The sequence below is a fragment of the Micromonospora sp. NPDC049044 genome (genome assembly GCF_040649215.1).
Taxonomy (GTDB): Bacteria; Actinomycetota; Actinomycetes; order Mycobacteriales; family Micromonosporaceae; genus Micromonospora.
This window is the reverse complement of the sequence record NZ_JBEZFA010000034.1, coordinates 1-11922: the sequence shown is the minus strand read 5'-3', so window position 1 is coordinate 11922 and position 11922 is coordinate 1. Positions and strand designations below refer to the sequence as shown.

Annotated in this window: 16 protein-coding genes; 9 read left to right on the top strand and 7 right to left on the bottom strand. The window is 71.7% G+C overall.

Going from position 1 to position 11922, the window contains the following annotated elements:
* Nucleotides 1-23 precede the first annotated feature (23 nt).
* From AB0B85_RS24910 to AB0B85_RS24895, 4 genes are read right to left on the bottom strand one after another with little or no spacing between them, the layout of a single operon-like run.
* Nucleotides 24-1274, bottom strand: a complete 1251-nt coding sequence (locus tag AB0B85_RS24910) for a metallophosphoesterase (RefSeq protein ID WP_357411211.1) — start codon at nt 1272-1274, stop codon at nt 24-26.
* 10 nt (nt 1275-1284) lie between these two features.
* Nucleotides 1285-1539: a MoaD/ThiS family protein gene (locus tag AB0B85_RS24905; protein ID WP_357411209.1), complete on the bottom strand. Its 255-nt coding sequence runs from the start codon at nt 1537-1539 to the stop codon at nt 1285-1287.
* Nucleotides 1540-1542: 3 nt separating this feature from the next.
* Nucleotides 1543-2556 (bottom strand): GTP 3',8-cyclase MoaA, encoded by a 1014-nt coding sequence (gene moaA / locus AB0B85_RS24900; RefSeq protein WP_357411207.1) that lies wholly within the window; start codon nt 2554-2556, stop codon nt 1543-1545.
* Complete coding sequence (locus AB0B85_RS24895; RefSeq protein ID WP_357411205.1) at nt 2553-3467, bottom strand: fructosamine kinase family protein; 915 nt, start codon at nt 3465-3467, stop codon at nt 2553-2555. Before AB0B85_RS24895 ends, moaA begins: the two co-directional genes overlap by 4 nt.
* A gap of 173 nt (nt 3468-3640) precedes the next feature.
* Here AB0B85_RS24895 and AB0B85_RS24890 point away from each other — a divergent pair, with 173 nt between their 5' ends.
* The 4 genes from AB0B85_RS24890 to AB0B85_RS24875 all read left to right on the top strand — a co-directional run bounded on the left by AB0B85_RS24890 (nt 3641) and on the right by AB0B85_RS24875 (nt 6376).
* Nucleotides 3641-4687 carry a DUF4192 domain-containing protein gene (locus tag AB0B85_RS24890; RefSeq protein WP_357411202.1) on the top strand — a complete coding sequence of 349 codons (1047 nt, stop codon included), beginning with the start codon at nt 3641-3643 and terminating at the stop codon, nt 4685-4687.
* Between the two features lie 61 nt (nt 4688-4748).
* Complete coding sequence (locus AB0B85_RS24885; protein WP_357411200.1) at nt 4749-5000, top strand: hypothetical protein; 252 nt, start codon at nt 4749-4751, stop codon at nt 4998-5000.
* Entirely contained in the window at nt 4997-5395 is a 399-nt protein-coding gene (locus AB0B85_RS24880) for a hypothetical protein (protein WP_357411198.1), read from the top strand. Before AB0B85_RS24885 ends, AB0B85_RS24880 begins: the two co-directional genes overlap by 4 nt.
* A 273-nt stretch (nt 5396-5668) precedes the next feature.
* Nucleotides 5669-6376, top strand: a complete 708-nt coding sequence (locus tag AB0B85_RS24875) for a GAP family protein (protein ID WP_357411196.1) — start codon at nt 5669-5671, stop codon at nt 6374-6376.
* Nucleotides 6377-6379: 3 nt separating this feature from the next.
* Here AB0B85_RS24875 and fdhD read toward each other — a convergent pair whose 3' ends face one another.
* A complete protein-coding gene (gene fdhD / locus AB0B85_RS24870; RefSeq protein WP_357411327.1) occupies nt 6380-7246 on the bottom strand; it encodes a formate dehydrogenase accessory sulfurtransferase FdhD in 867 nt (288 codons plus the stop codon).
* Between the two features lie 101 nt (nt 7247-7347).
* Between fdhD and AB0B85_RS24865 the strand changes: the two genes are divergently transcribed.
* The 3 genes from AB0B85_RS24865 to AB0B85_RS24855 all read left to right on the top strand — a co-directional run bounded on the left by AB0B85_RS24865 (nt 7348) and on the right by AB0B85_RS24855 (nt 9398).
* Nucleotides 7348-7947, top strand: a complete 600-nt coding sequence (locus AB0B85_RS24865; protein ID WP_357411194.1) for an NTP transferase domain-containing protein — start codon at nt 7348-7350, stop codon at nt 7945-7947.
* Nucleotides 7944-8210: a DUF6457 domain-containing protein gene (locus tag AB0B85_RS24860; protein ID WP_357411192.1), complete on the top strand. Its 267-nt coding sequence runs from the start codon at nt 7944-7946 to the stop codon at nt 8208-8210. Before AB0B85_RS24865 ends, AB0B85_RS24860 begins: the two co-directional genes overlap by 4 nt.
* 81 nt (nt 8211-8291) lie before the next feature.
* Entirely contained in the window at nt 8292-9398 is a 1107-nt protein-coding gene (locus AB0B85_RS24855) for a hypothetical protein (protein ID WP_357411190.1), read from the top strand.
* Nucleotides 9399-9541: 143 nt separating this feature from the next.
* On the opposite strand, the gene AB0B85_RS24850 is transcribed toward AB0B85_RS24855, so the two are convergent.
* Complete coding sequence (locus tag AB0B85_RS24850) at nt 9542-9949, bottom strand: hypothetical protein (protein WP_357411188.1); 408 nt, start codon at nt 9947-9949, stop codon at nt 9542-9544.
* On the opposite strand from AB0B85_RS24850, the gene AB0B85_RS24845 reads away from it, so the two are divergent.
* A complete protein-coding gene (locus tag AB0B85_RS24845) occupies nt 9948-10097 on the top strand; it encodes a hypothetical protein (RefSeq protein WP_357411186.1) in 150 nt (49 codons plus the stop codon). The genes AB0B85_RS24850 and AB0B85_RS24845 overlap by 2 nt on opposite strands.
* Here AB0B85_RS24845 and AB0B85_RS24840 read toward each other — a convergent pair.
* Complete coding sequence (locus AB0B85_RS24840) at nt 10071-10778, bottom strand: DUF899 family protein (RefSeq protein WP_357411184.1); 708 nt, start codon at nt 10776-10778, stop codon at nt 10071-10073. The two genes, AB0B85_RS24845 and AB0B85_RS24840, sit on opposite strands and share 27 nt — an antisense overlap.
* A gap of 137 nt (nt 10779-10915) precedes the next feature.
* Here AB0B85_RS24840 and AB0B85_RS24835 point away from each other — a divergent pair, with 137 nt between their 5' ends.
* The gene (locus AB0B85_RS24835; RefSeq protein ID WP_357411182.1) at nt 10916-11836 is read left to right on the top strand and encodes an RNA polymerase subunit sigma-70; all 921 of its coding nucleotides are present in this window, start codon (nt 10916-10918) and stop codon (nt 11834-11836) included.
* Nucleotides 11837-11922: the final 86 nt, after the last annotated feature.

Below are 11922 nucleotides of genomic sequence, written 5' to 3'. Positions count from 1 at the left end.
GCCACGCGCGGACGTGACCTCCGCTATGCCGAGCGCAACTCCACCAGACTGATCTGCGGCTCGGCCCCGACCCGGACCGGCGGCCCCCAGAAACCGGCGCCGTTCGTCACGTAGACCTTGGTGCCGTCGACCTCGCCGAGGCCACTGACCACCGGCTGTTCCAGCCGAACCGCCAGGTTGAACGGCACCATCTGCCCACCGTGGGTGTGCCCGGACAGTTGCAGGTCGACGCCGTGGCGGGCCGCCTCGACCGCCGCGAGTGGCTGGTGGGCGAGCAGCACCACCGGACGGCTCGGGTCGCGGTCACCGAGGGCGGCGGCGAAGTCCGGCCCGGCGGCCAGACCGGTGCCCGTCGGGTCCGCGTCCAGGTCGTTCACGCCAGCCAGGTCGAGCACGCCGCCCCGGGCCTGGATCTCCTGCCGCTGGTTCTGGAGCACCCGCAGGCCGAGCCGGTCGACCTCCTGGACCCACTCCCCCACCCCGGAGTAGTACTCGTGGTTGCCGGTGACGAAGAAGCTGCCGTACCGGGAGCGTAGGTCGCGCAGCGGTGCGGCGGCCGGGCCGAGCTCGGCGACCGAGCCGTCGACCAGGTCCCCGACCACCGCGACCAGGTCGGCGTCGAGCCGGTTGATCGCGGCGACGATCCGCTCGGTGTGTGCCCGGCCGCGCAGCGGACCGAGGTGGATGTCGGAGACGGTCGCGATGCGCAGGCCGTCCATGCTGCGGGGGAGCTTGGCGAGAGGGATCTGCACCCGGTCCAGGCGGGGCGGGCCGAGGGCGGTGCGCACGCCGTACCCGGTGATGCCGGTGGCGGTGAGGCCGGCGAAGATGGCCGCCCCACGGGCCAGCAGCAGCCGGCGGCTCGGGTCGTGGTCCGGGGCCGTGACGGCGTCGGCCGCCGGCGGCTCGGGTGGCCCGGCGGCGCCGACGAGCACCGGCTCGGGCGCGGCGGTGGTCGGTTCGGCGGTGGCGAGCCGGCGGCGCAGCACCAGCCGGGTGACAAGCATCGGCACTTCGAGGACGGCGAGCACGACGAGCAGGTAGAACATCACGGCGAGCCACAGGTAGCCCGGCCAGGCGAGCCAGTAGAGCCCGGCCTGCGTCCCGGCGAGGGTGGCCGGCACGAGCAGCGCCAGCACCAGGGCGGCGACCCCGCCGACCCGCCGCCAGCGACCCGGGTTGGTGGTGTCCCGAACGAGCCGCTTCCACAGGTAGAGGTGGATGAGACCGGTGGCCAGCGCCAGGATGCCCACGAACCCCAGAACCGCCAACATGTGCGCCTCCTCAGCCACCCGCGAACGGAGGCAGAACGTCGATCGTGGCCCCGGCCGGCAGGGATGCTTCACGATCATGACAGGTGACGCCATTTACCAGGAAACTCGCCACTTGCAGCACTGCGGCGAGTCGATCGCCGTGGCGCCGTACCAGTTCGGCGGTGAGGTCGTCGAGCGACCGGCCGGCGGGCAGCACCTCCTCGGCGTGCCCGGCGGCGGCGCGAGCGCCAGCGAAGTAGCGGACGGTCAGTGGTGTCGGGGTCACGCCTCAACCCCCGATCGCGGACATCGGCCGGGTCGGCTGGAGGAAGGTCGGGTCGTCGATGCCGTGCCCGGCGCGCTTGCCCCACATCGCGGTGCGCCAGCGTCGGGCCAACTCCTCGTCGTCCGCGCCGGTGCGCAGCGCCGCGCGCAGGTCGGACTCCTCGGTGGCGAAGAGGCAGGCGCGGACCTGGCCGTCGGCGGTCAGCCGGGTGCGGTCGCAGTCTCCACAGAACGGTCTGGTGACGCTGGCGATGACGCCAACCCGGGCGGGACCTCCGTCGACAAGCCAGGTCTCCGCCGGTGCGGCGCCACGCTCGGTCGGGTCGGGGCTGAGATGGAAGGCGGTACGCAGGGACGCCAGGATCTCCTCGGCGGTGACCATGGTGTCGCGGTCCCAGCCGTGCTGGGCGTCCAACGGCATCTGCTCGATGATCCGCAACTGGTAGTCGTGCTCGACGGCGAAGCGGAGCAGGGCGGGCGCCTCGTCCTCGTTGACGCCGCGCATCAGCACTGAATTGATCTTCACAGGGCTGAGGCCGGCTGCGGCTGCCCCGGCGAGCCCGGCCAGCACCGCGTCGAGGCGGGGGCGGCGGGTGAGGGTGGTGAACCGGTCCGGGTCCAGGGTGTCCAGTGAGACGTTCACCCGATCCAGGCCGGCCGCGCGCAACGCCGGGGCCAGCCGGTCCAGGCCGATGCCGTTGGTGGTGAGCGAGATGCGGGGGCGGGGCTGGAGGGCGGCGACGGCCGTCACGATGCCGACCAGGCCGGGTCGGATCAGCGGCTCACCGCCGGTGAACCGCACATCGGTCACACCGAGCCGCTCGACGGCCACCCGGACCAACCGGACGATCTCCTCGTCGGTCAGCAGCTCGGGGCCGGCCAGCCAGGGCAGCCCCTCCGCCGGCATGCAGTAGGTGCAGCGCAGGTTGCACTTGTCGGTGAGGGACACGCGCAGGTCACGCGCGACGCGGCCGTACCGGTCGACGAGGACGCCAGCGGTCCCCGGGGCGAGGCTCACCTGTCGACCGTAGCGCGTTCGACCCGGCCCGGGACGGCGCGGGCGGCCTGAAGGACCGCGTCTCGATAGCCGCCACCGAAGAGCGCGGTGTGCACGAGCAGCAGATGCAGTTGATGCAGGGGCACCCGCTCGCGCCAGCCGTCCGACAGCGGCCAGCTCTCCTGATAGGCAGCCAGCGTCCGGTCCAGGTAGGGGATGCCGCCGAAGAGGGCGAGCTGGGCCAGATCCGTCTCCCGGTGCCCGCCGTGCGCCGCCGGGTCGATCAGCCAGGCCCGGTCGGTGGCACCCCAGAGCACGTTGCCCGGCCACAGGTCGCCGTGCACGCGCGCTGGTGGCTCGTCGCCGCCGAGCCCGTCGAGCCGACCGACCACCTGCTCGACCAGGATCGCGTCGGCGCTGGTGAGCGCACCACCGTCGACCGATCGCCGCAGGTAGGGAATGAGGCGTCGCTCGGCGAACCACGTCGACCAGGGCCCGTCGGTGGGGGTGTTGTCCTGCGGGAGCGACCCGATGAAACCCGGCCAGGCCGCACCGAAGGTGGGTGCGCCCGCCCGGTGCAGGTCGGCCAACTCCCGGCCGAAGCGTTCGGCGGCCTCCGGCGTGGGCTCGCCGGGCTCCACCCAGTCGAGCGCCAGCAGGGCCGGCAACGCCACGATCACCTCGGGTACGGGGATCGCCCCGGCCTCCCGCAGCCAGCGCAGCCCGGCCGCCTCGGCGGCGAAGAAACCTTCCGGCGCTGGTCGGCCCGCCCCCTCGGGCCAGGATTTGGCGAAGACGGAGTGGCCGTCGTCGAGGGTGAGCCGGGCGGCCGCGCAGATCTGCCCACCGGCGACCGGCGTCTCCCGGATCCGCTGGTGGGTCCGGAAGGTCGGCAGGTGTGTCGGGTGCGCGCGCAGGTACGCCAGGTCCATCAGCGCACGGTAACCGCTCCCTGTGACGCCACGGTGCCGCCCGATGACATCGGGTCGCTTTCGGCACTCGTGGATACGCGATGAGCAGCGTAAACACGCTCAGTAACTGTGGATAAACCGCGTGTCGTCCACAGGGGCGGCGGCACCTGGGCGGCCCCGCGCAGGCTTCCGCCATGACCTCGACCGATCGCCCTCAGCTCGCCGTCCGCTCGCCAGCCGATCTGATCGCCGCTGTGCCGTACCTGCTCGGCTTCCATCCCGCCGACAGCGTGGTCGCGGTGGCGATGCTGGGGCGGCAGATCATCTTCGCCGCCCGCGCGGATCTGCCCGACCCGTCGACCGACCTGGTCGAGCGGGCCCGGCACCTGGCCGGCGTGATCCACCGGCAGGGCGCGGAGGCCGCCACCGTGGTCGGTTACGGGCCACCCGACCGGGTGACGCCGGCCGTGGACGCGGTGCGCGCCGCGCTGACCGCGGGCGGGCTCGAGGTGCTCGACGCGCTGCGGGTGACCGAGGGCCGGTGGTGGTCCTACCTCTGCACCGAGCCCGACTGCTGCCCGCCCGAGGGCCGGCGCTACGACCCGTCCGCCAACCCGCTTACCGCCTCGGCGGTCTTCGCCGGCCAGGTCGCGCTCCCCGACCGGGCCGCCCTCGTGGCGCAGGTGGCGCCGGTGGACGGCCCGGCCCGGGACGCGATGCGGGCGGCCACCGCCCGGGCCCAGCTGCGCCTGACCGAGCTGCTTGGGCAGGCGCCCGCGAGCGACCTGCTCGGCGGCCGGACGATGTGCGCCGCCGGGGCCGCGGCGGTCCGCGAGGCGCAGCGCCGGCAGCGCCGCGGTGAGCGGCTCGACGACGACGAGGTGGCCTGGTTGAGCCTGCTGATGACCCACCTGCCGATCCGCGATCACGCCTGGGAACGCACCGACGGTCGGGACCGGGACATCGCCCTCTGGACCCACGTGCTGCGCCGGGCCGAGCCGGATTTTGCCGCCGCGCCAGGTGCGCTGCTGGCGTTCGCGGCCTGGCGTGCAGGGCAGGGGGCGCTGGCGGCCGTCGCGCTGGAGCGCACGCTCAGCCTGCACCCCGACTACTCGCTCGCCATCCTGCTTGACGACCTGCTCCGGCGCGGGGTGCCCCCGTCCGAGCTGGACGGGTGGCCGTCGGTCGGGATGCCAGGGGTGATCCGTCCGCGTAGGCGGAGGCGACGTGGCCGCCGCTGACCGTCCCCGCAACACGCGCGGTAATACCGACGGTGCTACCCACGTTGATAGCCTGGAGGACATGACCGTGAAGCGCTCCGTGAGCCTCCCCGACGATGTCGCGGAGTGGCTTGACCAGCAGCCCAACGTCTCGGCCGCGATCACGACGGCGGTGCGGGCCCAGATGGACGCCAGCCACCTGCACGAGGTGCTGCGGCGCGCCGGCATTGAGGTGACCGAGGAGGGCAGGGCGCGCTGGCGGGAGCGGCTCGCGACGCCCATCCCGCCCGATGCCCTGGCTGAGGGGCGCCGGATGTTGGGGCGTGCCGGATGAGCGATCAGATCGCGGCGGTCTTCGACGCGTCGGCGTTGACTGCCTACATCGGGGGCAACGTCTCGGTGGGGGAGTTGATGCTGGAGGTCGCCGACGAGGGCCGGCAGGTTGCCGTCCCTGCGACGTGCCTGGCTGCCGCCATCGCGGGCGCGGGCGACGAGATCGATGTCGCGCTACTGGCCCTGATGATGAGTGCTCCGATGATCCGTCTGTTGCCGCTCGACGGCGAGGACGTGCGAGACACGGGCACGCTCGCCCGTGCCGTTGATGGAGACATCTCATTCGGCCATGCCGCCCGCGCGGCACTCATCCACGAGGCGCACTACGCGACGGTGCAACCGAAGGCGGCGGCGAAGGTGCTCCCCGCCAGGTGGAGCATCCTCGATCTGACCTGAGGTGTGGAGCGGGTCGTCGACCACGGGTCGGGCGGGGAAGGACGAGCCCCGGTCGACGGGGCCGATCTTCCTTGCCAGCCCGACAAAGCCCGCCCAGGCTGCCCGGCCCGACGCTGATCCCTCGTCCCCCGAGGTTGATCGTTCCCGGCGGGTTCCTCCGCCAGAGGATGTACGCCGCCAGAGGATGTACGGCGCACTCCTGTCCGCGGCCGACGCGGTAGCGCCAGCACTCCTTGATAATGATCTGATGTCCGCTCTTCGCACCGGTACGAAATGACCCTCGAACTGCTGCTCTCGCTGGCCGGGTTGGCGTTGGTGGACAGCACCAGCATCGGCACCCTCTTCATCCCGGTCTGGCTGCTGCTTGCACCCGGGCCGGTGAACGCCCGGCGGATCCTTGGCTACCTCGCCACCATCGCGGCGTTCTATCTCGCGGTGGGGCTGCTGCTGGTGTGGGGCGGCGGCAGGTTGGCCGACGTGTTTGGCGGTGCTCTGGACAACCCGGCCGTGCTCTGGGCGCAACTCGTGCTGGGTGTGGCGATGCTGGCGCTCAGCTTCCGCTACGACGGCAAACGACGTCCCCGTAGCGGTGGCGTGCTGCGATGGCGGGACCGAGCCACCGCTGGAGACTCCTCCGCCCGCTGGTTGGTCGGGCTCGCGCTGCTGGCCGCGCTCGCCGAGGTAGCGACCATGCTGCCGTACCTCGGGGCGGTGGGGTTGTTGGCCACCTCGGGGGTCGGCCCGGCGACAGTTGTGGGGTTGCTGGCCGGATACTGCCTGGTCATGGTGCTGCCCGCGGTGGTGCTGCTGGCTGCCAGAGTGGCCCGCCCGGCAGTTGTCGAGCCGGTGCTCGCCCGACTCAACAACTGGATCGTCAACAAGGCGGGCAGCGCGTTGGGGTGGATCCTCGGCATCGCCGGCTTCCTTGTCGCTCGCGACGCCGCCGCGCGGCTGGCCCTGTTCGACCTGATCGGTCGCTGAGCGTCAGGCGGGCTGTTCCAGCGTGATCCGGTGTGGCCCGGTGTAGACGTTCATGGTCCGACCGCGCAGGAATCCGACAAGGGTCATCCCCGCCTCGTCGGCCAGTTCGGCGGCGAGCGTGCTCGGTGCGGACACCGCGGCCAGCAGCGGCAACCCGGCCATCCACGCCTTCTGGGTCAGCTCGAAACTTGCCCGGCCGGACACCAGCAGCAGGTGCCCAGCCAGTGGCAGCCGACGTTCGCGCACCGCCCAGCCGATCACCTTGTCCACCGCGTTGTGCCGGCCCACGTCCTCCCGCAGCACCACCAGTTCTCCCCCGGCCGTGAACAGACCGGCCGCGTGCAGTCCACCGGTCCGGTCGAAGCCACGCTGGGCGGCACGAAGTCGGTCGGGCAGTTCGACGAGGAGCGTGGCCGGCACGCTGAGCGGATCGGCGGCGACCGGGAACAGGGACCGGGTACGGACCGCGTCGATGCTGGCCTTGCCGCAGACGCCACAGGAACTGGTCGTGTAGAAGTTCCGGGACGGGTCGGTGGTCGGTTCCGGCACGCCAGGGGCGAGCGTCACGTCCACCACGTTGTACGTGTTCGGTGTCTCCGCGCCGGCGCAGAGCTGCGCGGTCAACACGTCGTCGGTCGACCGGATCAGCCCCTCGGTAAGCAGGAACCCGATGGCCAGATCGAGGTCGTCACCGGGGGTACGCATGGTCACGGCGAGGGGCTTGCGTCGGCCCGGCCCGGCCGCGCCGACCCGGATCTCCAGCGGCTCCTCCACCGCAAGCGTGTCCGGTCGGCGGATGGACCCGCGCCCGACAGTCGCCGCGTCCAGGTCGATCCGAAGTACGCCCCGCCGATCAGTTGCCCGTCCCATCCCGCCATCCTCCACCTCCCGCCGGCACGCCCGCACGGCCACCGGGCTGCGGGCACCCGGCAGCGACCGGCGGCGAGCGTCCACCCGGGTACCGTGACCGGGTGGGGACGTATGCCGCCGTGGTGCTCGCCGGTGGGTCCGCTCGACGGATGGGCGGGGTGGACAAGCCCGCAGTCCCGGTCGGTGGCCAGCCGATGCGCGCCCGGGTGCTGGCCGCCGTCAGCGACGCCAGCCCACTGGTGCTCGTGGGTCCGGCCGACACGGTTCCGGCGGGCGTGCGGGTCACCAGGGAGGACCCGCCGGGCGGGGGACCGGTCGCCGCCGCGGCTGCCGGGCTGGCGCTGCTCGAGCCGGACACCGCACTTGTCGCGCTGCTCGCCGCCGACCTGCCGCTGCTCACCCGCGCCGCGATCGGCGACCTGCTCACCCACCTCGCCGGAGCCGAGCCCGACGGCGCGTGCTTCGTCGACGTGGACGGGCGGCGGCAGTCGCTCTGCGGGGTCTGGCGGGTCGCGGCGCTGCGGGCCGGCCTGGACCGACTGACCGTCGAGCGGGGCGGCACCCTGGCCGGAGCCCCGGTCCGGGCGCTGCTGGCCGGGCTCGTGGTGCGGGAGGTGCCCTGGTCCGGCGACGGCCCGCCGCCGTGGTTCGACTGCGACACTGAAGAGGACGTACGCCGGGCGGAGGAGTGGGCGCGATGACGGTGATGGACGACTGGGTGACGGCGGTCTGCACCGAGCTGGAGTTGGACCCGATCGGGGTGCCCGTGCAGGCGGTGCTGGACGTGGCCCGCGACGTCGCCCACCAGGTGCTGCGACCGGGTGCGCCGGTCACCGCGTACCTGCTGGGGCTGGCGGTCGGCCGGGGTGCCGACCCGGCGGACGTGGCGGCCCGGCTCAGCGCCCTGGCCGGGACGTGGCCTGTCGAACTGGGCGCGGACCCGGCGGACCCGACCGCCCCCTGACGGCCGTTGTCCGATCCCGGTCCGGGCTGATCGGGTCCGTGGGCGGCGTGGGTAGGGTGATCGTGACGGACGGAGGCGATCATGACGGCTGACCACCCCTCGGCGCCGCTCGGTGACCTGCCCGGCGCGACGACTGAGCCGGCGGAATCGATCCTGCTCGACGAACCCAGCACTACCGATCTGCGGGCGAAGGTGACCGAGGCCTGGCAGGAGTTCGCCAGTGCGCTCGCCCTTCGGCTGCGGGAACTTCCCGTCGGCGCGCACCTTGAGGTGACCCTCGACCCGACCGCCTCCGGCACCGGGGACGCCGTCTACTCGGTGAGCGTGGACGTGCGCGACGGTGGCGGGTTGTCCGCGCGGGGGGTCGGGAACGCGACGCTGCCGGAGGGCTACCGGCTGGACCGCGATGCGGTGGCGGACATGGTCGCACTTGGCTGGTCGCCGCCCGGGGTGCTCGCCGGCTCCGGCGGCTTCTTCGGACTGGACGGCCAGACGAGCGAGTCGACCCGGATCGCCGCGCTGCTCTCCCGGACGCTGCGGGACGTCTACGGTGCCCCGCATCCGGCGTTCCTCGTCTACCTGGTGCATGACGCCGAGGGTGAGCCGCTGGCCGTGGACCCGTTGGGCACGGCGCGCAGCGAGTTCGGCCCGGACGCCGATGTCGAGGCCGACCTGGAGGAGGCGTTGGCCGAGGCGGCCTCCGCGCAGGCCGAGCGGGACGACGTGCTCGACCTGGCCGATCGGGTCCGGACGGTGGTCTCCACGATGCTGAAGTCGGACACTGACCGGTTGCAGATCGACTCGGACGGTGACATCAACATCCGGGCCGGCTCGGCGATGGTCTTCGTGCGGGTGCGGGACAATCCGCCGCTCGTGGACGTGTTCTCTCCGGTGCTCACCGAGGTGGAGCCGACCGAGCGGCTCTACGTCAAGCTCTCCGAGTTGACCAACCGGATGCCGATCGGCCGCCTCTACTGCGCCGACGACACGGTCTGGGCGTCCATCCCGGTCTTCGGCCGCAACTTCCAGGCCACCCATCTGATGCTTGCGGTGCAGGTGATGACAGGTCTCGCCGACGAGTTGGACGACCGGCTGCACGGTGAGTTCGGCGGCAAGCGGTTCTTCGGCGAGGGCGACAAGCCGGTTCGGCGCGACGAGTCGGAGCACCGCACCGGCATGTACCTCTAGGGTTTCCTTCATAAGAGCTGGCCGGCCTGCGGCGGACCCGAACGCCGCCGGATCGCCGCCCGGACTCCGCCTCGGCGCGACCGCCCTTATGAAACAGACCTGATACTCCAACGTCATTTGATCGGCCGACTGCTTGCGCGGCACTAGCTCATGAAGAAGATCATGGCCGCGAGGCTTGCCCCCATGGCCAGGTGCTCCCAACGGAGCAGGTCCGTGATCGGTCGATTGCGCAGCCGGACGAGTGCGGTCGCCATCCAGCAGAGGTAAGCCGTTGTGGCGGCGCGTACCAACACGAGCGCCGCGTCATGGCCGGTGACGGTGTCGTGGTCCGTCCGGGGCCCGGCGTGCATGTGGTGGGTAGCCACCGACTCACCGTGTTGATGCATCAACACGGCGAGCGCCATGAGCACGGCCCCGGCCGTACGGTGCCACTCCACCTCCGGGCCGCGCTCGGTCGGACCGCCGGCGACGATTGCCACCGCCAGGACCAGGAGCAGCAGCGTGCCCGCGTACTGCACAACCGGTGCGGCATCGAGGGTCACCGCGGCCATGACGGCCACCATCGCACCCGCAAGCATTCGGGCTCTGCGGGAAGCGCCCGCCCGCGGCACGACGCAGCAGCAGGCTGACACCGCGGTCGACCCGATCATGATCACCTCGATCATCAGAACGTCATTGCGGCGCGACGCCGGGGCGTGACCATTGCGCGGTGGGGCGGCCGTTGAGACGCCACGGGTGTCCGGTGACCCGCGGCCAGCCTTCAGGCGAATTTTCCCAGTTCTCCTGCCGGCCGTACACCGTGAGGTCCAGGGCGTGGTAGGTGGTCATCAACGCCTCCACGCCCCGCCCGGTGGTCCAGTAGGTCTCGTAGACCTCGTCGCCGTCGCGCAGGTAGCACGCGATGAACCCGAAGTCACGACCGTCGGCCAGAGCCGGGTCGGAGTCTCTCGCCGAATACCAGGGGAACCGGTAGCCCATGAACTCCGCGAACGGGGCACTTTCGTCGTAGGGACCCTGGCAGAACACGGCGTAGGTGACGTCCCGAGCGTGCAGGTAGTCCAGCGTCTGCACGTGACAGGTCGAGAAGGTGCACCCCTCACACTGATGCTCGTACGGCTTGCCGTCGTGCCACATGTGGAAGTAGGCGATGAGCATCCGGCGGCCCTCGAACACCTCCACCAGCGGGGTGTCCCCGCCTGGGCCCCGCACCGTCACCGTCGGCATCAAGGTCATCGGCAGCTGACGACGAGCGGCTGCGATCGCGTCTCCTTCGCGGGTATGGGCCTTCTCCCGGACCAGCAGTTCGTCGCGCTCACGCAGCCAGGTCTCCCGGTCGACGACCGGGGGCGCGGCGGCGCTGGACGCCGGGGTTGCCGTCATGGCTATCTCCTTCGTGGAGTGGGGATCGGTCACAGGTACAGACGACCGAGTCGGCGATCGTCATCGGTGACCGATGACGGATGGGGTCCGCGGTCGTCAGTACGGTGGTGAAGACCACTCAGCCCCGGGGAGATCACATGTCCGACTCGCCTGATGAGCAGGCGGTCTGGCTGCAGCGCGCCTTCGACGAACACCGGCGTGAGCTACACGTCCACTGCTACCGCCTCGCCGGGAACGTCACCGACGCGGACGACCTGGTGCAGGAGACCTTCCTGCGTGCCTGGCGGGCTCGCGACCGCTTCGAGGGTCGCGCGTCGGCGCGCACCTGGTTCTACCGGATCGCCACGAACGTCTTCCTCGACAGCCGCAAGGCGGCCGGTCACCGGACGCTGCCGTACGGTGATCCTCTGGAGTGGTCCACCGAGCTCGGTCCCTATCCCGACGCCCTGCTGGTCGACGATCCGCAGACCGGTGTCGCCGCCCGGGAAACCGTCGAGCTGGCCGTGATCGCAGCGCTCATGTACCTGCCGCCGCGGCAGCGGGCGGCCTTCGTGCTGCGCGACGTGTACGGCTGGACGCCGCAGGAGATCGCCGCCGCGCTCGACACCGCCGTACCGGCCGTCAACAGCCTCCTCCAACGGGCCCGCCACACCCTCCGACGGCAAGCGCCGTCGGACCCGAAGGACTGGCGCCGCCCGCAGCTCACCAGTGAGGACGAAGAGATCCTGCGCCGCTATGCCAACGCGAAGGACCCGGAGACGCTCCGGGCACTGCTCGCCGAGGACGTACGGATCACGATGCCGCCCGAGCCGCCGGTAGTCGGGATCGACGCGGCCGCGGAGTTCCTCGGCCGACCGCTCGACTGGCGTACGTTCCCTGCCTCGGCCAACGGGCGCCCGGCACTGATCAACTATCTCCGCCGGCCCGGCAGCCCGCACTACGAGGCGTTGGTCGTCGACGTACTCCGGATCGAGAACGGGAAGATCGTAGAGAGCAACGCTTTCATCGGTGCCCGTCACGTCGCCGCCTTCGGCATGCCCGCCACCCTCGAGCCCTAGGCCGTGTCTTCAAAGGATCTTGATGTCGGATGATGTAGCGCGTGGGTCGTCGCTACGAGTTGTCTGATGTCGAGTGGGATGCGCTG